Below are 22,773 nucleotides of genomic sequence, written 5' to 3' on the forward strand. Positions count from 1 at the left end.
GCTTTTTCCTTGTGCTTTTGGGGGTGTTGATCATGACATTTTTTACCGACTCAAGGCATATCCCAATGATTCTTATTGCATTGGTGTTTTTTGGAATAGGCACAGGAGAGACATTCGGTCCTTCTGCCTCGCTCGGAATCTCAACTATTCCTTGTAATTATGTAGATGTCGCTACGGGAGCTCTTGCAACCGTTCAGGAAATTGGAGGAACGGTCGGACTGTCACTTGTCGGAGTGGTGATTCGCACAATGGAAAAATCAAAGCTTTCCTTTGAACTTAATAAAGAGGGGGTTCAACTCTCATCTGCTACGCAAGCTAAAATCTGTTCACTTCTTTCGTCTTTTGAAGAGCTCCAAGCTTACCTCAGCCATATGAGCTCTCTAATGCATACAAAGATCCTCAAGGCTTTTTCAACATCCTTTATGTATGACTATCGAGGTGCTATGTGGCTTCTTGTTGCAATCTCAACTTTTGCCATCATCTCGATTTCCTTCATCACTAGAAGGTCAGGTAGGGATTCCCCTTAACATTAAATCTTTTTTAAGTTTTTCAACGGCTAGCTCTTTAGCTTTTGCCTCGACTTTGATCGTCACACTCTCTAAAGATTCCCATTCAACAGGAAAGTCCTCTATCGCAATATAATCATGATGACGCTGAGGTTTAGGGCCATCCCAACCTTCTATGGGGCTTGAAATATGAAAAAGTGGCTCACGGTTCCAAGTGGATAGTGCACGTATTGTTGCTTGCTCAACAGTCAGCTCATCTTTTAAACAACAGTGATGATGCACATCGTAGACAAAAGGGATCTGGTTTTTTTCACATAAAGGGAGAAGATCTTGTGGAGTATAACATTTATCATCATTTTCTACTGTCAGCCGAGATTGAACATGAGGAGGCAACGCCTGATAGTGCTCTTGAAAACGCTCAAGAGCTTGTGCTTTGTCCCCATAGACACCTCCACCATGAATGTTAATGACATCAACTCCTAATAGGTCTGCTAGGTGCGCATGATATTCAAGCTCATGAATAGCACTTTGAACAACTTCTGGCCTTGGAGAGTTTAAAACCACAAACTGATCGGGATGTAGGGTTAAGCGCAAACCCTGAGTATCTTTATACGCTCTGCAATGCTCAACTTTTCCCCTCAATTCATCATGGCGAGGAAGAGAAGAAAGTTGATACTTCCAATCAGGATGAGAACAAAGTGGGAAAAACTGACTCGATAGACGAAAACATCCAATCCCCGCACTCACGCAGTACTCAAGCGCTGCCTTAAGAGAATCCAGATTATGAGAGATAATTTCAGCTAGATATTCATAAGGGTGGTCAATACGCTTGAGATATGTAGCCGTTGTTGTGCGAAATTTAATGGGCTCAGAAAAAAAGATACAACAAAGACCTAGGCGGATCATAAGGCGCCTTTAACAAGCCGCCTGAGCATCCCTGGAAACATAATGAGATGAATAGGATAAAACGAATACCAATAAATGCGCCCAAAAACTCCTCGAGGACGAAAAATAGCATTTTGTTTTACTTCGTGCCTATCGTTTTTAGGTTTAATTGTAAACTCAAGCCAAGCTTCTCCTGGCAACTTCATCTCTGCTAACAACACAAGTTTTCTTTCTTCTTTGCTAACATAAAGAACTCTCCAAAAGTCGATCACATCTCCTACCTTGAGCTTTTTTTTGCTCCGCCTTCCTTTTCTTAAACCGACCCCTCCTAATAGAAGGTCTACTAATCCCCGGATCCTCCAGGCCCAGTTCATAAAGCACCATCCTTTGCTGTCTCCTAACTTTAGAATCTCTTCAAACACAGCGTCAGGAGACTTTTTGAAGCTCAATCGAGCACCCATTGATAAACATCCATTGAGAGGAACTGTAAAATCTTCTGCTGAAATTTCTGTGTGACCACTTGAAGACCAAGAGTCTTTCCAAGTGGAGATCACCGAATCGCTTTGAATTTTTTCAAAGGATCTTTCCAAAGCTTCTTGGTAGGTTAAACAACGATGAGGCAGCGCTTTGGTAATGCGGTGATCGTTACAGATTGCATCATTTTTTACACTTTCGATCAGAGCCCGCGCAAGATAATAATTTGTGGCTGTAATCAAAATAAGCCAGTAAGACGAAAGGCGTGGGGTAAGGACAGGAACAGTGATAATCAAACGAAAAAGCTTTCGCTGCTTAGCGTACCCTTTTAGCATGTCTTTGTAAGAGAGCACATCTGGACCTCCAATATCAAACGTTTGTCCTAAATATTCCCCATTTTTTAAAACACCTGTCAAATAAAATAAAACATCAAGAATTGCGATAGGTTGGCAATTGGAATGTACCCATTTGGGAGCAACCATGATAGGCAATTTTTCAATAAGATCACGAATAATTTCAAAAGAAGCACTTCCCGAGCCGATAATAATACCCGCTCTTAAAGCTGTTAATGGTGCTTTAGCCGTTCGGAGAATATTTTCAACTTCAAAACGTGACCTAAGATGCCTTGATAGTGAGTCCTTATTCGAAATAAGACCTGTCAAATAAATAACCTGTTGGCATAAAGTCTGATCCATACAAGAGACAAAATTCTCAGCAGCCCTTTTATCGAGCCGCTCAAAATCTTCATAGCGCTTTCCCATTGAATGTACGAGATAATACGCAGCGTCAATATCCTTAGGAATAGCCGCAAGACTTTCCCTTTGTAACAAATCACCCGAAATAACAGTCACCTGCTTTTTATACTTCTGGGGCAACTTAACGCTGTCAGGCCGACGAGCAACTGCGACGACCTCATGACCTTGTTCAACAAGTCTGCAAAGAAGTCTTGTCCCTATATAGCCATTGGCTCCTGTAAGTAGAATACGCATTCCATCATGCTATGGTGTTACAAATTTATTCTCAACACAATAGAGTAAAAAAATCTATTTATTCCAGGGTAGGACTTTTGAGACTTTAGTTTTATTGAAGGAATACGCTAAAATCAAGGCTATGGCTTTCCAGTACGATCCTAAATACATCCGCAACTTCTCAATTATTGCCCACATCGACCACGGCAAGTCGACGATCTCTGATCGCCTACTGCAGGTTACAGGGACAGTACCTGATCGGGAAATGCAGGAGCAGCTCCTTGATGACATGGAGCTCGAACGGGAACGGGGGATTACGATCAAGGCTCATCCAGTTACAATGTACTATGAGGCAACTGATGGAAACACGTACCAATTTAACTTTATTGATACTCCTGGTCACGTCGACTTCTCATATGAAGTCTCGCGCTCTTTGTCGGCATGCGAAGGAGCCCTTCTTATTGTTGATGCAGCGCAAGGTGTGCAAGCACAAACCCTCGCAAATGTTCACCTAGCAATCGAGCGAGATCTAGAGATTCTCCCTGTATTGAACAAAATCGATCTCCCTGCTGCAGACCCTGAAGAAGCAAAGACTCAGATTGAAGAGGTCATCGGCTTAGAAGCCCAAAATGCCATCCTCTGTTCAGCAAAAACAGGGGAAGGAATTGGCGATATTTTAGAGCGGATCATCACAGACACTCCGCCACCGAAGCCTCCTGAAGACGAGACTCTCCGCGCTCTTGTTTTTGATTCTCACTACGATCCATATCGAGGGGTGATGGTCTATGTCCGAGTGATCAGTGGAGAAATCAAAAAGGGAACCCAAATTAAGTTAATGGCCACTGATAAGAGCTTTGAGGTTCTTGAGGTAGGCATTTTCTCTCCTAACGAGAAACCCATTGACATTCTCCGCCCTGGAGAAGTGGGCTATATTATTGCAAATATTCGAAAAACTTCTGATGTCAAAATTGGGGACACAATTACTTCTTTTCGCCTTGGGGCTTCAACTCCCCTTCCAGGATTTAAAGTCATTAAACCTGTCGTTTTTGCAGGGATTTACCCCATCGACACCTCAGACTTTGAAAATCTCCGCGATGCGCTCGTAAAACTACAGCTTAATGATTCAGCATTGCATGTCGAACAAGAGAGCAGTTTGGCTCTTGGTTTCGGTTTCCGCTGCGGCTTTCTAGGCCTTCTGCATTTAGAGATTACGTTTGAACGTCTCCAAAGAGAGTTTGACCTTGATATTATTACAACCGCACCTAGTGTCGTCTATAAAGTAACCCTTTCAAACGGGGAAGAAAAAAAGATCGACAACCCGGCCCATTATCCTGATCCGGCAATTATTGAATTCGTAGAAGAGCCCTGGGTTGTGTCCCATATTATGACCCCATCTGATTTTTTAGGGCCTATCATGGCTCTTGGGACAGAAAAGAGGGGCATACTCGATAAAACTGAGTCAATGGGTGGAAACCGCCTCCTCCTGACTTTCCGCTTTCCAATGAATGAGATTATCACGGATTTTAATGACAAGCTTAAGTCGGTAACTCGCGGCTATGGCTCTTTTGACTATGAGTTTGCTCGATATGATATTGGCTCTGTGATAAAGCTAGAAATCAAAGTCAACGACGAAGTTGTGGATGCCTTCTCTTGTCTTGTCCATACCACTAAAGCTGAGGCAAAGGGACGAGCCATTTGTAAAAAACTTAGAGATGTGATCCCACGTCAACAGTTTAAAGTCCCTATTCAAGCTGCAATTGGTGGAAAAATTATCGCACGAGAAACTCTTTCTGCTCTTTCAAAGAATGTGACCGCCAAGTGTTATGGTGGAGACATTACCAGAAAACGCAAACTCTGGGAAAAGCAAAAGAAAGGAAAGAAAAAAATGAAAGAGATTGGTAAAGTTACCATCCCTCAATCCGCTTTCATGGCAGTCTTGAAAGCAGAAGAATAGCAATTTAACGAAAGGAGTCACTATTCGCTAGTATCATTAGAAAAACCGCTACTAAAGCTTTCTCAAGCCTATCCAAAGGGTTTGAAAGCCTCTCAGAATCTCTACTACCAAACGAAACACATGTTTAATCAACGTCAAGATCCTTAAGCACCTTTTCACCTTCTTCTCGGGTTTATCGCTCAAAGCTGCATCTGCATGCATCTCATCTTTTTCATTCGGTCGCCACCAAGCGTAAGCGATCGACATATTCCCCCAATAATATCAAGACTGAAGAAGACGAGGATCTATCATATCAATTCAATTGCTACGGTTTTGTAAATCACTGCATAGAAACATGTCATCCTGAAGCATATGAACAACTGGTCTGGACGATGAACCATGTTCTTGCAAAGGCAGTTCCTCCATCAAGTGATGGGCAACCCTGTCCCTTTAACTATGCATCCGCGCTCACTCACCTTCCTCTATCTGAATGGCAAACAGTGAAAGCTCTCAGTGATGTCCTTTGAGGAGATATTCTGATTTATCTCCCTGATAACTTCCTTCCTCCAAAGGAGGCAGATTTTAGCAAAAAAAGTACCGGGACTCATATCATGATTGTCGATCAAGTTCTCAAAAAAATAGGGGACACCTATCAGTTCATGATTATTGATTCGACACGTGTTCCTCACAGCAAGCAAGATACGCGCTATCCCAGTGAAAGTGGAATCGGAAGGTCCCCCGTGTTTTTAACCCCTCATAAAAATATCGTTCTGCTTCAATGGAGCTCAAAAGGAAAAAAGTATGAGAAAGAGATTACGATAGGTCGTGTGCGCCCTTTGAAACCTCTCTTCTCTATCCAGGCTTGAAACCTATACTGGGGGTACTAGCCAAAATCTCCCCTTAAGCGTAAAGTAGGCTTAAGGGGAGCACTTACGTGTCAGAGGGAAAATGTATCAAGACATTGATTATGAAGAAGCCATGAAACTCATCAACTCTCACTTGCAAGAGATGAAAGAAGAAATGGATGAAGTAGGTGAAATGAACCTAAAAGGGGGCAAGAAAAAGCTCGCTAGGTATATGAAGCGGATATACAAGAAGTTAGAAGAAATGGTCGACGTCTACGCAAAAACACAGGAACATGGAGATTTTAATAATATCTGCCGTGAACTTGAGGCTCTTCAACCTGCTTTTGTCTTGAATTACAACGAGATCTGTTATGAGCAAGGACTTGAACAACTTAATGGTACTCTTGATGAAATGGAAGAGGAACTTGAGCAAGTCGATAATCTAGAATTCTCTAGCTCACAAGAGAAACAGGTCCAGCAAATGCATGAGATTTATGACGAGATCCATAAAAAAGTAGATCGATATGCTCACTCCCATGACCATGAGGACTTCGAGTCAGCGGTCCACCAGGTAGAAAGGCTCAAACCCGATTTTGTCCTCAACTATAATGAACTTACAGACTAATCTTACGCATTGTAAGTCGAAGAACTTACATCACCACCTGTGCCGGTCCAATTCGTGTGAAAAAACTGTCCACGGGGCTGGTCCACTCTTTCATAAGTATGAGCACCAAAGAAATCGCGCTGTGCCTGCAAAAGATTTGCAGGAAGGCGGCTTGAACGGTATCCATCAAAGAAAGAAAGAGATGTACTAAAGCAAGGGGCGGGAACACCAAACTCTGCTGCATGAGACACCACCCGGCGCCACCCTTGTTCTGCTTTCAAGATTTCTCCTCTAAAAAAGTCATCGAGAAGAAGACTTTTGAGGTCCTTTGTTTTATCAAATGCTTTCTTAATCTCACCTAAGAAACGACTACGGATGATGCATCCTCCCCGCCACATAAGAGCAATGGAGCCATAATTGAGGTTCCACTTAAACTCAGCTGCAGCTGCGCGCATTAGCATAAACCCTTGCACGTAGCTAATAATTTTTGAAGCGTAAAGGGCTTGCTTGATGTCTTCGATCATCTGCTTTTTATCACCTTTGAAATCTTTGCCAGGCCCGTCAAAATGTTTGCTCAATTCAATCCGCTCTTCTTTAAGAGCTGAAAGGCACCGCGCAAAAACTGCTTCACCAATAAGGGTAAGCGGCATTCCCATATCAAGAGCACTAATTCCAGTCCATTTTCCCGTACCTTTCTGCCCGGCTACATCAAGAATACTTTCAACGAGTGCATTTCCTTCTTTTTCTTTGTAAGCAAAGATTTGGCTAGTAATCTCAATCAGATAACTATTGAGCTCTCCTTTATTCCACTCCTTGAAAACCTTTGAAAGCTCATCAGTATCAAGCCCAAGTTTTGCTGAGAGAAGCTCATACGCTTCACAAATGATTTGCATGTCCCCATATTCAATTCCATTGTGGACCATCTTGACGTAGTGACCCGCACCACCTTCCCCTACCCAATCGCAACAGGGCTCCCCATCTTCGGACTTGGCCGCTATGGCCTGAAAAATTGGCTTAACCTCAGGCCATGCATCAGGATTTCCTCCAGGCATAATTGAAGGACCATTGCGCGCGCCCTCTTCTCCACCTGAGATTCCAGTCCCAATAAACAAGATTCCTTTGTCTTTCAGCTCTTTAAAGCGCCGCTCACTATCAGGAAAATGACTATTCCCTCCGTCGATGATGATGTCCCCTTTTTCAAGGAGAGGGACAAGCTCGTTAATCGTATCATCTACCGAAGAACCAGCGCGGATCATCATCATTACTTTCCGCGGACGCTTCAATGAACCAACCAATTCTTTGAGGGTATGCATCCCAGTAACCTCAGTCCCTTTAGCAGGACCTTGTAAAAAGGCGTCAACCTTGGACGTTGTGCGGTTGAAAACAGCAACCTTATACCCATGATCGTTCATGTTTAGGACTAAGTTTTGTCCCATGACAGCGAGTCCAATTAGTCCGATATCTGCATTTCCTGGCACTTTAACCTCCAAATTCTTGAGCTTATCACTCCGTTGCGTTACAATTTTGGCCTTCAGTCCTCGTAGCTCAGCTGGATAGAGCAGTTGCCTCCTAAGCAACAGGCCGCGTGTTCGAATCACGCCGAGGACATTTCCCCCTTTATCTCACGTTCCTCTTTATTGAACAATAGTCATCGGCGATATGCCGCTTGTTTTGCAAGCAAGTTTACAATCTCTTGGTGTCCTAATCGCTGAGCCATCATCATAGGAGTTTCTTCTCCCTCAGAAGTTTTAGCTGTTAAAACCGTGTCTCGGCATTCCAGCAAAATTTTGACTCCCCCTAAGTACCCATTCACCACTGCTAAGTGGAGAGGTGTATAACCTCGACATTTGCGGTTCACATTAGCTCCGCGCTCAATCAACCGTCTGACAATCTGGATTTGCTCTCCCTCGATCGCATAATCAAGCGCACAACTTCCATCTCTAAGAGCATGATCAAGGTGAATGCTTTCATGGGCTAATAATCTCATAGCAATCTGGGAATTTTTAGATTGGATAGCCCACAAAAGAGGGCTAAGATCATTGACAATAGCACAATTTGGACTAGCCCCCAAGGAAAGGAGAACATCCACAGATTTGTAAGCACCATACTGCGCAGCGGCAAATAGAGGCGTTTGTCCTTCTTCAGCTTGAACCTCTAAAAGTTCAGGAGCATGGCTCAGTAAAACCTTCAGGCACTCCACCGAATTGCTAGCTGCCGCATAATGAGTTGGATAAAACCCTTGAAGATCAATCACTCGCAGATCAGCACCTTTTTGAATAAGTTTTTGAAGAATCGCTGGGCTTTTGCACCGGGATGCGTGGTGAACTAAACTGACCCTTGAGGGATCTTTAAAATTCCAATCCTTAATCTCTGCGCAGCTTTTCTCAAATAAAGCTACATCTTCATCAACAATGGCTTGCAAAACATTCATCACATGATTATCAAATGGATAGTTTGCAAGAGGAGGATACAGATACCCTTTAGCGACAGCTTCAGGATCCTCCCCCTCATCTATTTCCATATCCTCAACAGCAACACCGCACCCTCCAGCAACACGAATCTGGCTGCCCGAACATTCTCTAATAAATTTCACACTTCCGTCTAGCAGACTAAATAGAAATCCTGAATCTTCAAAGCATGCAGCAAGAGGGTTTGCAAACCACTTTGTAGCCGCATCTTTGATTTTGATCATCTCCAGCCTCTGGTTTCCATGCGAAGTCACAATTCTATGATCCACATGCTGAAAGAACTTTTGTCGTATACTTGCATTTGTCATTGCTCCCTCAAATTCTGTTCCCTTAAACAGGGCCGCAATGTTTTTTTCAAAGGCTTGATAGCGGTTCTTGAAATACTGGAGCACCTCAAAAGTTAAATCCCCGTATTGATCGACTGTCAATTTTTGAGATGAAGAGTGCTTTTTGACATAGGAAACCATCCCATCATGGATCGCATCATAAGCATCATGAATCATCTGTTCAGATGCAGGATTCGTATGAAGATATGTGTCGACTTGAGTAAGCTGCTTTTTAGACATTGATTCTAGTAGAGGCATGAACGGAAGTTTGAGTTCTTTTTGAAGTGAGACTGGAAGTGGGGGAAAAGCCTGAGGGCAAGAGATTTTCTCGTTTTCAGCAAGTGTACGATCTAACATGGGAATTTTGCTAACCTCCTTTAAAGAGTTACAATAATAGCTGAAGAAGTTCGCCAAATATAGTACCTGAAAGTGCTTTTTGCAAATAGGAAGCTTCGGGAGAGTCTCCATAAACATAGATTCCCCTAGCAACATCTCTTAAGACTTGGAAAGCCTCCGTCTCACTTAATTCATAGGTTGGAATATAAATCGAAAGTGCCTTTCAAATTGTCATATTTTTTCTCATGGATTTTTGGCAGTCATTTCTAAAAGAGAAAATGCTAACTGAAAGTCTTATCATAAACGACGGGTTAAATCCCCATGAACTTAAAGTTTCATCAAAGGAGGAAATCTATAAAAATGCTGTCCTTTCAGGTAATGAATTTGTTTTCTGTACAGTTTGTGGTGACCCCACTGGGCCCAGTGAGTATTTTGAAAAAATTGTCGAAAAAAGAATGCTGATTCCTATTGCTGAACAACATCAAGGGATCAAAATTAAAGAAGATATTCTTTTTCAGCTTACCATTGATTTCTGTAACTATTTCAAAACCCAATTCGAGGAATATGGAGAGGAATATTCGCGAAAAGGCTCTCTTGATTTTGCCATTGACTGGCTTGAAGACATGCAAGCCAACCCTGTAAAACACCAGAAAGAGTGGGGTATATGAGAGAAAACCATTGAATATGTGCTCTCTCCTGGTGAAAAGCATCTTATTTTCTAGGTGATATTGTCAACTAAGCTTTTTTTAGATATTGCTCGATACCAACAGCAATAGATTTGGCCATCTTCTCCACGTATCCTTTGTCAGAGAGATTAGAATGTTCTTTGGGATTGGTAATAAAGCCTCCCTCAATGAGTATTGCTGGCATATAGGTTTCCCGAATCACATGAAAGTTTCCATATTTTACTCCACGATTTTTTGCACCTGTTGCCTCAATCATCCCATGGAGAATGGTATCAGCAAGCTTCTTTGAAGCAAACTGTCGCCACTTGGATCCCCTGTTATAACAGTAGATTTCAATCCCGTGTGGCTGTATGGATTTGTAGGCATTAAAGTGAATGCTAACAAAGAGTTTACTTTTCGTATCATTTGCAATTGCAGTCCGCTTTTTAAGAGGAAGGAAAACATCTCGGCTTCGAGTCAAAATCACGCGATACCCTTTTTCATGAAGATACCTTTTCACGAGGGTGGCTGTCTGAAGTGCTAAGGTTTTTTCTTTAATATGTTTTACTTGCGCTCCAATATCGTCTCCACCATGCCCTGGATCGATTACAATTAACTGCTTTCCTTGGGACTGTTTTGAGATTGATGCGGCTGCATACATCTCTTGATCCACTCGTGTAGATTGAGAACAAGAGGCAACAATCGGAATGCAAAGAAATAAAAATTTATACCGATTGTGTTTCAAAATTTTAAATTTTGCCAAAATCAGCGCCCGAGATTTAACCCTCTCGAAGCAGACTCCTATCCAGGAGATAAGAGCGATGCATAGGGGGATAAAGGTCGGGATGCTGATGTAGGAAAAAGAAAAATGTTGAAACACAATCGGTATAAACATAGGGCTGAGTTTAGCAGTCTTTCTTATCTAGCGTCAAATGAGAAATAGCATAAGCCAGGGATAACGCATTAAAATAGAGTTGCTGAAGTTCTTGCACAGGAGGAAAGTTCAAGGTGTTCGATACAAGCAACCCCTCGTGGGTTGTCGAAGGAGAACAACGAAGAAATTTTCCCTATGGGAAATTGAAGCAACATTTTAACGCTTTGTCGCTGCGTCATAAGCCACTTGCCTATCATCAAAAGGAATTCTTCTTCCCCCAATTTTCTGAAAGGATTCATGGCCTCTTCCAGCGATGAGAACCGTGTCATTTTTCTCTGCCATAAAGATACCCCGCTCAATGGCTGAGCGCCTGTCCACTTCAATAAGAACCTCCCGTTTGAGACCTTTTGCAATCTCATTGCAAATTTTCAAAGGATCTTCTCCCCTAGGATTATCAGAGGTTACGATGACTTGATCGGAATATTTTTCTGCAGCCTCAGCCATCAAAAAACGTTTTCCTTCGTCTCTTTCGCCACCACACCCAAAGATTGTGATGATTTTTCCTCTTTTGATGCCTTCAAGCGTTTCGAGCACCTTCAAAAGCGCCTCAGGCGTATGAGCAAAGTCGACAAACAAATGGATCCCTTGAGAATTTTTAATTCTCTCAAGCCTCCCTGGTACCCCTGGAAAAGTCATGAGTTTCTTCTTCATTGAAGCAAGCGACTCTCCCTTTGACAAAAGGACAGCGAATGCAGCTAAAACATTATAAACATTATACCGCCCAATCAGGGGGGATGCGATCGTAACGACCCGATTTTTATAGAGCAAATCGAAGGTTGTCCCTTCTAGAGAAATGGAGATATTTTCCGCTTTAAGGTCGGCTGGGGAATCGATAGCATATGTTACCCCTTCTCCAAACTTTTCAACGGTAGGATCGTCCTGGTTACAAATTGCCAGCTTCGACTGATCAAACAACTTCAACTTTGCATTGAGATAGGCATCCATTGACCCATGGTAGTCAAGGTGATCTTGAGAAAAATTTGTAAAGACCCCCACATCAAACTTCACTTCCTCCACTCGATTTTGATCAAGAGCGTGGGAAGTTGCCTCCATTACAGCAGCCTTGAGTCCCTCTTCTGCCATTTCTTTTAAAACTTTATGATTTGTCACAACGTCAGCTGTTGTCAGTTGTGCGGGAAATCTTTGCTTTCCAATGATGGTTTCAATGGTTCCCATGAGTCCACATTTTGGAAGAAGGTGATGAATTAAATATGCCGTTGTCGTTTTCCCATTTGTTCCAGTAATTCCAATCAAAAAAAGAGGGCTATTCTCCGTTCCATAATAACGCTTTGCCAAGAGAGATTCTAGCTTTGTCACATTGGGAGTTACAATTTGAACAATTCCTTGCAAAAAGGGGTTATAAAAATCTGTAAGAACAGCAACAGCTCCCGTTTCTATTGCATTGGGAATAAATTCCGCTCCATCAAATGTCCTCCCTCGCTTTGCAATAAATAAGCTTCCTGGGGAAATGAATTGCGAGTGGGAAGAAATTCCCTTCACTTCAATTTCACGACTTCCTTTAACATCAACATCAAGATCTTTGAGTAATTTTTTAAGTTTCATTCGTTCCAATTTTTGTAGAGTTCTTTGAGAACCTGCACTTCTCGGCTCCAATCAGCTCGCTCTGGGTCAGCATCGGGATGCCCCTTAGGAAATCCATGGGGGTCATTAGGAGGAATACCCAAATATTTGTAAGTCTTTTCCATAATACTCTTAAAGGCTGGAGCTGCACATCTTCCACCAAAGTAAGTTTTCCCAATTCCAGGGAGATAGCGGTATTCAGGTTCATCAATCGCTACATAAAGAAGAAATTGAGGATCAAAAGCTGGTGTAAACCCTACAAAACTCGAGTAATGGTGTTTTTTCGAGTAAGTTCCGTTAACAATCTTCTCCGTCGTTCCCGATTTCCCTGCTTCAGTATGCCCTGGAATATTGGCGCGCCAACCTCCGCCTCCAGGTTTCGTCACAGATTTTAACGCATAAATGATTTCTCGGCTAATCCGGGGATTTAAAAGCTGTTTGCCTCTCTCCGCTTTATAGGTATAAATCTCCTCTCCACCTTTTACAATTTTCTTTACCAGGGTAGGTTTTACAGAGTATCCTCCATTAGTCAGAATAGCATAGGCGCGGAGAAGCTGCACAGTGTTGCTAAGCATGTTGTATCCAAATGAAAGAGAATAAGGAGTGATCTTTGACCAAAGAGATGTCTGATCTACATGAGGCAAAAGACCTGAACTTTCACAAGGAAGCTCAATATCTGTGGGAAGTCCAAAACCAAAAACTTCTTCGAGTTTTTCGCGATACCACTGATCTCCAAGTGTGGCAACAATTCTTTGGACGAGTTTAGCACAGTAGATATTTGAGGATTTTTGAATCGCTAAATACATGTTAAGGTAGCGATGATTGCCAACATCTCTGATCGGATTTTTCCTTCCAGGGAAATTTCCATCACTTACAGGAATCATATCCTTTGGGTCAAAGATAGGCTCCTTACCCTGCTGAATCAGTTCTTCATTTGCGAGCATGGCAATGGCGATCGTAATCGGTTTCATTGTCGACCCTAATTCAAAGCAATCGGTAATCGCTGAAACTTTTGTAGCATCTGTTTTATCGGGATCATTGTAATAAGAGCGATAGTCCGAAGGATCGAAGAAAGGATATTGAGCTAAGGCATAGATCTCCCCTGTGTTAGGGTTCATCATGACTGCCCACCCACTTTTAGCACCTGATGACTTTACAGCACGTTCCACTTCTTCCTCAGCAATGGCTTGGATATAATGATTGATCGTGAGGTAAACATCGGCACCATCTTCAGGTTCGTTGACAAGCAGCCCCTCTTCCATTGAATTGCTAGGTGAGCGGAGGAGAAGCCGCTTTCCTGGCTTCCCCTGAAGGTATTGGTCAAAAGCCAGCTCAAGTCCACCAGTAGGAAGGGCCTGATGGCTTTCGAGATCTCGATTATCTTGCACAGTATGAAGAACCGACCCTAGCAACTTTCCATAAGGGTAGGCTCGTTTATAATCCTCTTCAAAGTAAAGGGCATTTCGAGGAATTTTCTTCCACCGAGCATAGGGACGCCACCAGGCAGATAAAAGTTCTTTATCTTTCTCGGTAATCCACATTTTTAATCGGCGACTGCGGCAATGTTTTTCAAAGTGCGGTCGTATTTCATTCTTTTCTTTCCAATCAAGAGAAAGAAGCTCACCAATTTTATCTGAAATTTCGTCCCTTAGTCCTGGATAAATCGCAATGGGGTCAATGAAAAGATGATATCTTTTTACATCAAAAACAAGGGGTTGAGCGGTTTCAATATGCCCTTCTTTAAGGGTGTTATTTGCAAAAAACCTCCCCCTTTTGAAAGGTTCCGTTACTGAAAATTGATGCTGGGCTCGTGCTTGGCGCGCCCATTTACTTCCCTCTATGATCTGCAGTTTATAAAACTGCAAGATGATGAAACAAAAAAGAACGAGCATTCCGATAGACAATGCCAGGAGACGACGGAGATCTTTTGCATCGACTTCTTTCACTTGAGGACCACCACTTCATTGACATACGGATAGCCCAAATGGGAATATTCCTTTTCCCTTAAGAGTTCAATGAGATGACTTGGATTCTCCAAACGCTCTATCTCTAGACATAACTGATCATTTTCTTCCTCAAGACTTCTCAGTTGCTTAGCAAGCTCCGGAATCTCCATTTTGAGTTCTGTCAGATCATTTTGTTTATCAATGTATGTATAAAGAAATCCTCCAAGAGCAAAGATACAAATGAGAAGACGGAGTAGTAAACCTCGATTCACTTAGCGTCCCCACAACATGTTTAGATCCGTTCCGCGACTCGAAGTTTTGCGCTTCGGGCACGCCGGTTTGTACGACTCTCTTGAAATGTAGGAATAAGTGGCTTCTTAGTCAGTAGCTTCAGCATGGGGTAGATGTGAGTCTCTTTCATTTCGATCATTTTCTTAATAGGTTTGGATGCCGTGCGGAAAAGATTCTTCACAATCCGGTCCTCAAGTCTGTGGAAAGCAAGGACACCAATACGCCCCCCTGGAGCGAGGGTCTGAATGGCACTTTTAACCCCTTCTTCGATCGAATCAAGTTCACGATTGACAGAGATTCTGAGAGCCTGGAAGACAAGAGTTGCAGGGTGAAGCTTTTTCTTACTGCGACCAATCGACTGTGATAAGATTTCAGCAAGCTCCGTCGTGGTTTCAATCGTTTTTTTTCTTCGCGCCTCTACAATTGCGCGCGCTGCTTGTCGCCAACGCCTCTCTTCTCCATATTCGCGAAACAAATTTGCTAAATCTTTCTCAGACCACTTGTTAACGATCTCTTTCGCCGTTATACCTGTCGATGGGTCCATCCGCATATCCAAAGGACCTTCCCTGAGAAAACTAAACCCTCTTTTTTCTTCATCTAACTGCATTGATGACACTCCCAAGTCAAAAAAAAACCGTCTAACTGTTTAATTCCCCGTTCCTCCAGCTCCTCTTCCAATCGACTAAAATTCGAATGGATAAAAGTCACCTTTCCTTCGAAATCCTTTAAATTCTCTTTTGCAAGCGCCAAAGCATTTTCATCCTGGTCACAACCATAGTAGTTTTCAATTTCAGGATGCGCCTCAAGCAGCGCCTTTGCAAACCCTGCCGCGCCCAATGTCCCATCGAAAAAGGTCTTGAGCTTTTGGTCCTTAAAAATTTCCAAACTCTCCGTAAGCATGACCGGGATGTGTTTCATTAAATCTGCTCGTATTCTTCTTGCTGCTTGGGAGTCAATACCTCTTCCTCATCTCTTTCATCTAAAAGAGCAAAGGCTTCCTCAGTCATCTGAGCTAAACTTCCATCTTTCCCACCCAAAAAGCTATCCAAATCATACTCATATTTCTCTTTCGGCCAGATCTCAATTTTATTAAGAACTCCTGCGATGACGATTTCACTTTTGATATTTGCCGCTTTTTTCAGAACCGGAGGAAGTACAACACGTCCTAATTTATCACATGTAGCGTGGTGAAGAGTGGAAAAGAAGAGTGTAAAAAACTTCTGATACTTGGCCACATGCTGTTTTGACTGGAATTTTTTAACAATTTTCTCAATGTCACTTCTCTTATAAATCGCAAGGGATCCCCCAAGGCCAAGGGCAATGGTGAACTCGAGTTCTCCATTTTCTACAAGCCCATATCTCATCTGCTGAGGAAGAACAAAGCGATTCTTATCATCAAGCTTAGAGTGGGTAGATCCGTTAAAGAAGAAGTTTTTCATGAGTTAAAGTCGTTAATTTTTCCACTTATTTCCACATCCTATCATTGGTTTTGAAAATGAGCAATGTTTTTGTCTAAAAGCATTGTTCAAAAACTCCCAAATGTTTTTTAACCTACTTAAAACAAATAGGAAAGGTTTGGTGGAAATCTGTGGAAAAGTTGTTCACGCTTTTTGGTTGTACCGAAAAAAAACAGAGATCGGTATAAATAGGGAAAACACTTATTAGAAGGCATAAATGGTAGACCCTAAAACAGTAGATAATCTTGGATTGGACCCTTCTGTTCGTTGGGCGCAAGATCAGGCCTACCTCGACAAAAGTCTCGCGAAAGAGGCCCCTTTTGTTTCTCGAAGTACACAGGTTGATGTTGCTCAGCCCTTTTACAGGAGTGAGTTCGACACTCTCTTTCAAACTTCCAGTCGTTTTGCCCCTTGGGCACTTCTCTATTCCCCTGCTGGCTTTAATCTCCAAAAGATGCGGCTCTTTACCTTTCAAATCATTCCGTCACTTGGCACTCACGAGTTCCTTTCCGCTCAGATGCAAAAAATCCGCGACAAGGTGGACAACTCTCAGAAGGCACGTGCCCAAAGACGCCAAGACGGAAAGGGATCAGAGTATGAATGGGAAGATGAAAAAGAAGAGGAAGAGGAACTTCGGGAATCTAAAACCCTTATAGCCCTCCTTGATTATCTCCAAGTTCTCGACACCCTACTTTCTCAGATCAATTCACGACGCAACCAATACTCAAAAGGATAAGCGCCATGGATACAAATTGGATTGAACTTCTAGGGTGGAATAAAGATCAGATTGAAGACATTCGATTTGCTGGATACTCTTTTGCTAAACAGGGGCATTTCGAATACGCCCTAAAGTTTTTTGAAGTGTTAGCAATCCTTCCCGAAGAAAACGTTTACGATCTTCAAACCCTTGGAGGTATCTACCTTCAAGTAGGCAACAACCTCTCCGCTCTAAACTACCTTGAAAAAGCACTTTCCCTTGACCCCAAGCATGAACCTACACTTCTGAATAGAACCAAAGCTCTTTTTCTTCTTGGATACAAACGGCAAGGCCTGACTCAAGCATCTCATCTCGAGCGTAGTTCCGATTCCTATATCGCTGACCAAGCCCGCGCTCTCACTCTCGCCTATAGCTAATCCTGACTTTCCTCTTAAATTTTTAACTAAAATTTATCCATTTTGTATGAATCAAAAGTTATAAAAATTAAACATAATTTAATTTCAGGATAGGTTCATGAAGACAGTAAAAATCCTCACTATAGCTTTTATTGCACTCTTTGCCACAGCATGTGAAAAAAAGTGCAGCGAAACTTTTTACAAAAGCGCAACCGCAGAAAGTTATAGCCCAGACTTTAAGGTTTACATAAAGGGAATTGAGGACGACTACATCCCGCTTAAGTATACATACTCCAATCCAGAAAAAATGGGGATGTCTCCCCCTAATTTCTTGGAAAGATGCTCCAGAAAACACCACCAGAATGCATATTCTTGTAGAAGATGCGACATGCACTTATATGTGCAACGATTGTTGTAAATACCAACACTGGCAATTAAACATTCCCTTGGATGACACAACCTTTCCCTTTAGAACCGGATTCCCAGAAAATGCAAGCCTGAGCGATGCACTCAAACCGTATATTTTACCCAACTCTAGCAACAAAATAGAATATAGATGAATTGTTTTATTTTAGTTATAAATAATACTCCTGGAAAAGTTCATCTATTCCACATCGATATTTTCTTCGCTTAGATTTTGCCTGAGCCCACTTGTATTCAATTGGATTTAAATCAGGAGAATATGGAGGGAGATATTTTAAGATATGCCCTGCAGCATTATCCATAACTATGACGATTTCAGCAGACAACTTTGGTAACAAGTCTTGCTCGGTCCAAGCAGTGAAAGCATCTGTATTAATTGTGCAATCGAATAGGGCAAGAGTAAGAAGACTTTTCCCAATGAGTGCTCCTATTACATTGGTCCGACCCTTTGCTCCCCAGTCATGAGTGCCAAAGCAACGCTCTCCTATTTTTGCATAACCATAAGTTCGAGGCATATCATGCGCAAATCCACTCTCATCAATATATACAATTGGCACTCCCAATTTTTTATATTTTGCAATTTTTTGCACGAAGGCCTTTCTTTTTTTTTGCAAGCTTTGGGATGGTTTAGTGTGTTTTTTATAGCTGATTTTTAGCCGCTTCATCGCACTACGAATACCTGAGGCGGTTACGTTTAAACGATTGGCTCGTTCATAGCAGAAGGCATCTGGATATTTTTCGATGTCCCCCATTAAAGTCTCTTTATCAATCTTGATCGCAGGTCTATTCTTAGTTTGTTTGGGCTCTATTTGTTTAGACCAAAGAAATAAACTGTTGACGCTTACACCAAAACGTTTAGCTGTTTGTGCAAAGCTCAATTTTTCTCTGCTTCGAATTGACAGTGCTTTTTTTCTAAAATCCAATGAATAGGTCATCCAAAAGATGATAACTAAAATAAAAATTTTTATATATAGGTTATGCCTACACCAACTGCCGCTGGCAAGGTTCTTCAGGTAAAGGACACATCAATCAAGTCTACGGTGGTCTGTACGGAAGCTAAGGTTCCTGTGTCGTAAAAGGGTGTACCTTAGTTTCACGCCCTGGGAGGCTGCTACCTCCCAGGGCACTTTTGTTAAAGTATCCCTCAAGCGAATAGGGATTTTTCTATTTTCTCCAAGAAAAAAATCTCCTTCTCAGTCTTATAGACAAGTCATTAAACGACACGCATGAACACGCTGTATATCCTTAGTCAGCTTTTTGAGCTACCTAAGGATGCTTGTCATCAACTCTAAAATCCATTACGATTTCTCGTGGATTAAAATGAGGTTAAAGAATGGATATCAAAACACATCCCCAAGTTAGTGCGCGAGCTGCTGCTGAATCCAAAAAAGAGGAGCGCAGGCTTCCAACACGCTCATTTAAAGAAGTCATGTCTCAAAAGGAACCTCCCCGATTTCCCCAGGGGTCTAAGAGTGTCTTCGACTTAGCTGCTAAGGAAAAGAAAAAATCCGAGGAAAAGAAGTCTTCTCCACATGAATCCTCCCAACATGGTGAGAAGGTTCAAGAGCTCGCGCCACAAGTAGTTGCGGAAGGAATGGAAGTTTCTGAGGTTACAGAACTCCCATTGGAAATTGCCTCTTTAGTTGAGGAGATGGCTGATTATATAAAAATCGAGAGTGAGAATGGAGTGTCTAAAACCACTGTAAAGGTGGGAATGGCTGGAACAGCCTTGGAAGGTTCAACAATTGAACTCGATCACTATGATACAGCACCCCACAGCTTTAATTTGCAACTATCGGGAACACCAGAAGCTCAGGAGCTTTTCCAGGCTCATATTGGAACACTTCAAGTGTCATTGAATACACACGAAGCCCTAAAAAGTTTTCAAGTCCACATTCTACAACCTGTTCTGAGTGAAAAGTCAGAGCTCTTCAACCGTGGAAGAACAAAGGAAGAGAAAAAGAAAGCGGCCAAACTTAAAGGGGTTGGGACAGCCCCATCCTCTATCACAAAAAAATGACTTCCTAAATTGATGGAAATCCCGTATCTTGGGTTTTTATAATAACTTGATTTAAGTGTGAGTGAAATGCAACCACAAAATTGGATGAAACATGTAGAGTCGGTAGCAATCGGAGCCCAGGATATTCCTATGTGGAGTTCGGCTCCATCTTTCCCTTGGGAAGCGTTTACAAATGAGCTTCAGACCTCTTTAGGAATCCAAAAGCTAAAGATTACTGGAGGCTCTGCGGAGTGGAAGAAGGGAAGTGAAATCCTTTCAGGGATGGGACGCTCTCCTCTCCAGCTTGCTGTAGAAATGTCTCCCCTTAAGGGAAGTCTCTCGATTGTTTTCCCCTCAGAAGATTTTTCAAAACTCTCCTCATGGGCGATCCATCCTGAGGCGGGAAGCGACGGTTTTTCTGACCCCTACTTGCAAAAGGGTTTCTTTCGTTACTTAAGTATTGAAGGGATTTCAATCATTGACAGACTACAAATCTTCCAAGGACTCACCCCAAAGATGATTGATATGCCCCTGGCAAAAGAAGATGCTTATTGCGTTGATGTTGCGATCGAGCATGAAGGAGAAACAATTTGGGGGCGGATGATCTGCCCAACTCTTTTTCAGGAATCCTTTAAACATTATTTTGCTCAAGATTGGAACTTTTCCATCCCCTCTCAGCTCTACCAAGAGATGATGGTAGATGTATCTCTTTCTGCTGGAGAATCTAAACTCTCGCAAGAAAACTGGCTAAAACTTCAAGAAGGAGACTTTGTTCTCCTTGATCATTGCTCCTACTACCCTAAGCTCAAAAAAGGGACCTTTCAACTTGCTGTTGACAACACTCCTCTTTTTCAGGCAAAGGTCAAAGAGGATGCGATTAAACTTCTCGATTATGCACACTATTTTGAGGACAAACCCATGGACAACGAAAATTTCGAAAAGCCTTATGATGACTCCATGGAGGAGGAAGCGGTATCCGTTGAGGAAGCCCCTGAGTCACCGATGCTTTCCCCAAAAAAAGTTCCAATAAGTCTCACAATTCAAGTTGCGCGCCTCAAGATGAACCTCGATAAACTCCTAAAGTTGAAGCCAGGAAATGTTTTAGAACTTGGTGTTCAACCAGAGAAAGGCGTTGATCTTGTTGCCAATGGAAAATGTGTTGGCAAGGGAGAGCTTCTCCAAATTGGAGATGTTATTGGAGTTAAAATCACAAAGCTTGGCGAGTAAGTTGCAGTGGCAGCAAAAGATTTCTATAAGCAGTCGACCCTTCCTAACCTAACGGGTGATGATGCGCGGCCTCCAGATCATCCTAAACGGATAGGACCCTACAAGGTAGAGGCTCTACTCAGCACCGGGGGTATGAGTTATCTTTATCTTGGGGTTGACCCCAAAGACCATACGCCTTTAGTAATCAAAGTACTCTCTCCAAAATATTTGACCCACCAGGAAATGGTCGATCAGTTTTTAAAAGAAGCTGAAATTATTGGCCTGACCGACCACCCCAATATCATCAAATTGCGCGGGCAAGGAGAATGGGACAATGGTCTATATATTGCCATGGAGTTTGTGCAGGGAATTTCTCTCAAACAATTCATTATGCAACAAAACTTTTCAACGCGGACCTGCCTAGAGATCGTTCTTCAAGTCGCATATGCTCTTCTTCACCTACATACCCATGGGGTGATCCACCGCGATTTGAAACCTGAAAATATCCTTATTACAGAAGGTGGAAGTGTCAAAGTAATTGATTTCGGTATTGCCCAGATGATCCATGATAAAACGCTTTCTCTTCCATCGCAGAGCGGACAATTCTTGGGAACACCCAGTTACATGAGCCCTGAGCAAAAAAGAGATCCCTTGAGCGTCACTTATGCCACCGATATCTACTCTCTTGGGGTGATTACTTTTGAGCTTCTTGTCGGCAAACTGAGTTTTGGATCCGTGCAGTACTCCCTACTTCCCAAAGATTTGCAGCACATTGTGAAAAAAGCCCTTGCTCCCGCCTTAGAAGATCGCTATCCAGATGTCGTTGATCTAATTACTGACATTACAAGCTATCTGAAGGACGAAAACCGCAATCCTAGAGGAAGCGTTGGAGGAGGAATTAAAGAAGTTTGGGAACATTTGGAAGAAAGCCATTTAAAAATGCTTCCTTCAGAACTTCCTAAATGGACACCTTTCGATATTGGCCTTGCTAAGCCTGATCGAGAAAGTGACCTCTCCTCATACTATGATTTTCTCCGTTTTGCAGATCAATCCTACTTTATTGCGATAGCAGAATATATGGAGCCTACTATTGAAGGGCTTTCTTATACCGGTCTTCTAAAAGGAATGGTTCAATCCCTGACCCGTGAATACCTCACTTTAGCAGATAGCCATTTTGAACCGATACTCTTTGTAACAGCCCTCAATGAAATGATTGTGAGCCAAGGAAACAACGTTCACTTTTTGTTTCAGCTTTTCTATCTCAGCCCATCAACCAACCAATTTTCTTTCATCTCCTGTGGCTGCGGTTCTCTCCTTCATCTTCAATTAGGAAGTAAAGAGCCGCGCTTTTTGACAAATCAGAACCCTTCCCTGGGCGCTGCCCCCAACCATGGGTTCTACGAAACCACTGAGAGTTGGACAGAGGGCGATCATCTGATCGCACATTCCTTTGATACTGAGATAACCTCCGCAAAACACGGAGAAGATTTTGAAGATGCCCTCCGCCATATCATCAATAAAAATCTTCAACTCTCCGCCCAAGCTCAGGCTGAGACAATTCTCAATGACATCGCTTGTACTTTCCCCAATATTGTTGAGGCTTCGCCCAAGACCGTCCTCACTATTCAGCGCATTACATAGAATAGTATTCAAAAATCCCGTGCACTTTATTAAGAAATGGTTTAGAACCTTGTCCACGTTTTAAGATTTGGGAGAAATCATTATGTCCACACTAACCCTTGACACTGTTAGACCTGTAATTTCAGAATCGGCCTATTGTCAACTTACAAGTATGTTCACCAATGAAGAATTG

21 protein-coding genes, 1 tRNA gene and 1 pseudogene are annotated in these 22,773 nt (G+C 42.4%); 12 read left to right on the top strand and 11 right to left on the bottom strand.

Annotated elements, in window-relative coordinates; genetic code table 11:
* Nucleotides 1-32 precede the first annotated feature (32 nt).
* Nucleotides 33-527, top strand: coding sequence for a hypothetical protein (locus R2I63_RS03270; protein WP_316358792.1), 495 nt, complete (start codon nucleotides 33-35; stop codon nucleotides 525-527).
* Here R2I63_RS03270 and uvsE read toward each other — a convergent pair.
* Complete coding sequence (gene uvsE / locus R2I63_RS03275) at nucleotides 507-1,412, bottom strand: UV DNA damage repair endonuclease UvsE (RefSeq protein ID WP_316358795.1); 906 nt, start codon at nucleotides 1,410-1,412, stop codon at nucleotides 507-509. The two genes, R2I63_RS03270 and uvsE, sit on opposite strands and share 21 nt — an antisense overlap.
* Entirely contained in the window at nucleotides 1,409-2,854 is a 1,446-nt protein-coding gene (locus tag R2I63_RS03280; protein WP_316358802.1) for an SDR family oxidoreductase, read from the bottom strand. The genes uvsE and R2I63_RS03280 overlap by 4 nt, the downstream gene beginning before the upstream one ends.
* Before the next feature lie 121 nt (nucleotides 2,855-2,975).
* Between R2I63_RS03280 and lepA the strand changes: the two genes are divergently transcribed.
* The 4 genes from lepA to R2I63_RS03300 all read left to right on the top strand — a co-directional run bounded on the left by lepA (nucleotide 2,976) and on the right by R2I63_RS03300 (nucleotide 6,236).
* Nucleotides 2,976-4,787, top strand: coding sequence for a translation elongation factor 4 (lepA, locus tag R2I63_RS03285; RefSeq protein WP_316358804.1), 1,812 nt, complete (start codon nucleotides 2,976-2,978; stop codon nucleotides 4,785-4,787).
* Nucleotides 4,788-5,158: 371 nt separating this feature from the next.
* The gene (locus R2I63_RS03290; RefSeq protein ID WP_316358806.1) at nucleotides 5,159-5,293 is read left to right on the top strand and encodes a hypothetical protein; all 135 of its coding nucleotides are present in this window, start codon (nucleotides 5,159-5,161) and stop codon (nucleotides 5,291-5,293) included.
* A gap of 84 nt (nucleotides 5,294-5,377) precedes the next feature.
* Nucleotides 5,378-5,632 carry a hypothetical protein gene (locus tag R2I63_RS03295; protein ID WP_316358809.1) on the top strand — a complete coding sequence of 85 codons (255 nt, stop codon included), beginning with the start codon at nucleotides 5,378-5,380 and terminating at the stop codon, nucleotides 5,630-5,632.
* A gap of 82 nt (nucleotides 5,633-5,714) precedes the next feature.
* Nucleotides 5,715-6,236 carry a hypothetical protein gene (locus R2I63_RS03300; protein ID WP_316358811.1) on the top strand — a complete coding sequence of 174 codons (522 nt, stop codon included), beginning with the start codon at nucleotides 5,715-5,717 and terminating at the stop codon, nucleotides 6,234-6,236.
* A 2-nt stretch (nucleotides 6,237-6,238) separates the two neighbouring features.
* On the opposite strand, the gene gnd is transcribed toward R2I63_RS03300, so the two are convergent.
* Entirely contained in the window at nucleotides 6,239-7,693 is a 1,455-nt protein-coding gene (gene gnd / locus R2I63_RS03305; RefSeq protein WP_316358814.1) for a decarboxylating NADP(+)-dependent phosphogluconate dehydrogenase, read from the bottom strand.
* 56 nt (nucleotides 7,694-7,749) lie between these two features.
* Between gnd and R2I63_RS03310 the strand changes: the two genes are divergently transcribed.
* Nucleotides 7,750-7,823 (top strand) — tRNA-Arg (locus R2I63_RS03310).
* Nucleotides 7,824-7,863: 40 nt separating this feature from the next.
* Here R2I63_RS03310 and R2I63_RS03315 read toward each other — a convergent pair.
* Nucleotides 7,864-9,366, bottom strand: a complete 1,503-nt coding sequence (locus R2I63_RS03315; protein ID WP_316358817.1) for an ankyrin repeat domain-containing protein — start codon at nucleotides 9,364-9,366, stop codon at nucleotides 7,864-7,866.
* 257 nt (nucleotides 9,367-9,623) lie between these two features.
* Between R2I63_RS03315 and R2I63_RS03320 the strand changes: the two genes are divergently transcribed.
* Nucleotides 9,624-10,013: a hypothetical protein gene (locus R2I63_RS03320; protein ID WP_316358819.1), complete on the top strand. Its 390-nt coding sequence runs from the start codon at nucleotides 9,624-9,626 to the stop codon at nucleotides 10,011-10,013.
* A 67-nt stretch (nucleotides 10,014-10,080) separates the two neighbouring features.
* On the opposite strand, the gene R2I63_RS03325 is transcribed toward R2I63_RS03320, so the two are convergent.
* From R2I63_RS03325 to R2I63_RS03355, 6 genes and pseudogenes are all read right to left on the bottom strand, one after another.
* Nucleotides 10,081-10,671, bottom strand: coding sequence for an N-acetylmuramoyl-L-alanine amidase family protein (locus tag R2I63_RS03325; protein ID WP_316358822.1), 591 nt, complete (start codon nucleotides 10,669-10,671; stop codon nucleotides 10,081-10,083).
* A 429-nt stretch (nucleotides 10,672-11,100) separates the two neighbouring features.
* A complete protein-coding gene (locus R2I63_RS03330) occupies nucleotides 11,101-12,507 on the bottom strand; it encodes a UDP-N-acetylmuramoyl-L-alanyl-D-glutamate--2,6-diaminopimelate ligase (RefSeq protein ID WP_316358825.1) in 1,407 nt (468 codons plus the stop codon).
* A complete protein-coding gene (locus R2I63_RS03335) occupies nucleotides 12,504-14,471 on the bottom strand; it encodes a peptidoglycan D,D-transpeptidase FtsI family protein (protein ID WP_316358829.1) in 1,968 nt (655 codons plus the stop codon). Before R2I63_RS03335 ends, R2I63_RS03330 begins: the two co-directional genes overlap by 4 nt.
* The gene (locus R2I63_RS03340; protein ID WP_316358832.1) at nucleotides 14,468-14,743 is read right to left on the bottom strand and encodes a hypothetical protein; all 276 of its coding nucleotides are present in this window, start codon (nucleotides 14,741-14,743) and stop codon (nucleotides 14,468-14,470) included. Before R2I63_RS03340 ends, R2I63_RS03335 begins: the two co-directional genes overlap by 4 nt.
* A 20-nt stretch (nucleotides 14,744-14,763) precedes the next feature.
* A pseudogene (gene rsmH / locus R2I63_RS03345) lies at nucleotides 14,764-15,680 on the bottom strand (16S rRNA (cytosine(1402)-N(4))-methyltransferase RsmH).
* A complete protein-coding gene (locus R2I63_RS03355) occupies nucleotides 15,680-16,201 on the bottom strand; it encodes a division/cell wall cluster transcriptional repressor MraZ (protein WP_316358842.1) in 522 nt (173 codons plus the stop codon). The pseudogene rsmH and the gene R2I63_RS03355 overlap by 1 nt, the downstream one beginning before the upstream one ends.
* Before the next feature lie 235 nt (nucleotides 16,202-16,436).
* Between R2I63_RS03355 and R2I63_RS03360 the strand changes: the two genes are divergently transcribed.
* Nucleotides 16,437-16,955, top strand: coding sequence for a DUF5399 family protein (locus tag R2I63_RS03360; RefSeq protein WP_316358847.1), 519 nt, complete (start codon nucleotides 16,437-16,439; stop codon nucleotides 16,953-16,955).
* A 5-nt stretch (nucleotides 16,956-16,960) separates the two neighbouring features.
* Nucleotides 16,961-17,353: a type III secretion chaperone gene (locus R2I63_RS03365; RefSeq protein ID WP_316358851.1), complete on the top strand. Its 393-nt coding sequence runs from the start codon at nucleotides 16,961-16,963 to the stop codon at nucleotides 17,351-17,353.
* Between the two features lie 554 nt (nucleotides 17,354-17,907).
* On the opposite strand, the gene R2I63_RS03370 is transcribed toward R2I63_RS03365, so the two are convergent.
* Nucleotides 17,908-18,690 (bottom strand): transposase, encoded by a 783-nt coding sequence (locus tag R2I63_RS03370; protein ID WP_316358854.1) that lies wholly within the window; start codon nucleotides 18,688-18,690, stop codon nucleotides 17,908-17,910.
* Nucleotides 18,691-19,088: 398 nt separating this feature from the next.
* On the opposite strand from R2I63_RS03370, the gene R2I63_RS03375 reads away from it, so the two are divergent.
* The 3 genes from R2I63_RS03375 (at nucleotide 19,089) to R2I63_RS03385 (ending at nucleotide 22,601) form a co-directional block, all read left to right on the top strand.
* A complete protein-coding gene (locus R2I63_RS03375; protein ID WP_316358857.1) occupies nucleotides 19,089-19,775 on the top strand; it encodes a hypothetical protein in 687 nt (228 codons plus the stop codon).
* Nucleotides 19,776-19,859: 84 nt separating this feature from the next.
* Nucleotides 19,860-20,981 (top strand): type III secretion system cytoplasmic ring protein SctQ, encoded by a 1,122-nt coding sequence (sctQ, locus tag R2I63_RS03380; protein WP_316358859.1) that lies wholly within the window; start codon nucleotides 19,860-19,862, stop codon nucleotides 20,979-20,981.
* 6 nt (nucleotides 20,982-20,987) lie between these two features.
* Complete coding sequence (locus R2I63_RS03385) at nucleotides 20,988-22,601, top strand: protein kinase domain-containing protein (RefSeq protein ID WP_316358862.1); 1,614 nt, start codon at nucleotides 20,988-20,990, stop codon at nucleotides 22,599-22,601.
* The last annotated feature ends 172 nt before the right edge of the window (nucleotides 22,602-22,773 follow it).

The sequence above is a fragment of the Candidatus Neptunochlamydia sp. REUL1 genome, assembly GCF_963457595.1.
GTDB lineage: Bacteria > Chlamydiota > Chlamydiia > Chlamydiales > Simkaniaceae > Neptunichlamydia.

Bases quoted from the DNA above. Each gene is read 5' to 3' on its own strand.
- R2I63_RS03270 (WP_316358792.1), top strand. From the start codon at position 33: ATGACATTTTTTACCGACTCAAGGCATATCCCAATGATTCTTATTGCA.
- uvsE (WP_316358795.1), bottom strand. From the start codon at position 1,412: ATGATCCGCCTAGGTCTTTGTTGTATCTTTTTTTCTGAGCCCATTAAA.
- R2I63_RS03280 (WP_316358802.1), bottom strand. From the start codon at position 2,854: ATGCGTATTCTACTTACAGGAGCCAATGGCTATATAGGGACAAGACTT.
- lepA (WP_316358804.1), top strand. From the start codon at position 2,976: ATGGCTTTCCAGTACGATCCTAAATACATCCGCAACTTCTCAATTATT.
- R2I63_RS03290 (WP_316358806.1), top strand. From the start codon at position 5,159: ATGAACCATGTTCTTGCAAAGGCAGTTCCTCCATCAAGTGATGGGCAA.
- R2I63_RS03295 (WP_316358809.1), top strand. From the start codon at position 5,378: ATGATTGTCGATCAAGTTCTCAAAAAAATAGGGGACACCTATCAGTTC.
- R2I63_RS03300 (WP_316358811.1), top strand. From the start codon at position 5,715: ATGTATCAAGACATTGATTATGAAGAAGCCATGAAACTCATCAACTCT.
- R2I63_RS03315 (WP_316358817.1), bottom strand. From the start codon at position 9,366: ATGTTAGATCGTACACTTGCTGAAAACGAGAAAATCTCTTGCCCTCAG.
- R2I63_RS03320 (WP_316358819.1), top strand. From the start codon at position 9,624: ATGCTAACTGAAAGTCTTATCATAAACGACGGGTTAAATCCCCATGAA.
- R2I63_RS03325 (WP_316358822.1), bottom strand. From the start codon at position 10,671: ATGTATGCAGCCGCATCAATCTCAAAACAGTCCCAAGGAAAGCAGTTA.
- R2I63_RS03330 (WP_316358825.1), bottom strand. From the start codon at position 12,507: ATGAAACTTAAAAAATTACTCAAAGATCTTGATGTTGATGTTAAAGGA.
- R2I63_RS03355 (WP_316358842.1), bottom strand. From the start codon at position 16,201: ATGAAAAACTTCTTCTTTAACGGATCTACCCACTCTAAGCTTGATGAT.
- R2I63_RS03360 (WP_316358847.1), top strand. From the start codon at position 16,437: ATGGTAGACCCTAAAACAGTAGATAATCTTGGATTGGACCCTTCTGTT.
- R2I63_RS03365 (WP_316358851.1), top strand. From the start codon at position 16,961: ATGGATACAAATTGGATTGAACTTCTAGGGTGGAATAAAGATCAGATT.
- R2I63_RS03370 (WP_316358854.1), bottom strand. From the start codon at position 18,690: ATGACCTATTCATTGGATTTTAGAAAAAAAGCACTGTCAATTCGAAGC.
- R2I63_RS03375 (WP_316358857.1), top strand. From the start codon at position 19,089: ATGGATATCAAAACACATCCCCAAGTTAGTGCGCGAGCTGCTGCTGAA.
- sctQ (WP_316358859.1), top strand. From the start codon at position 19,860: ATGAAACATGTAGAGTCGGTAGCAATCGGAGCCCAGGATATTCCTATG.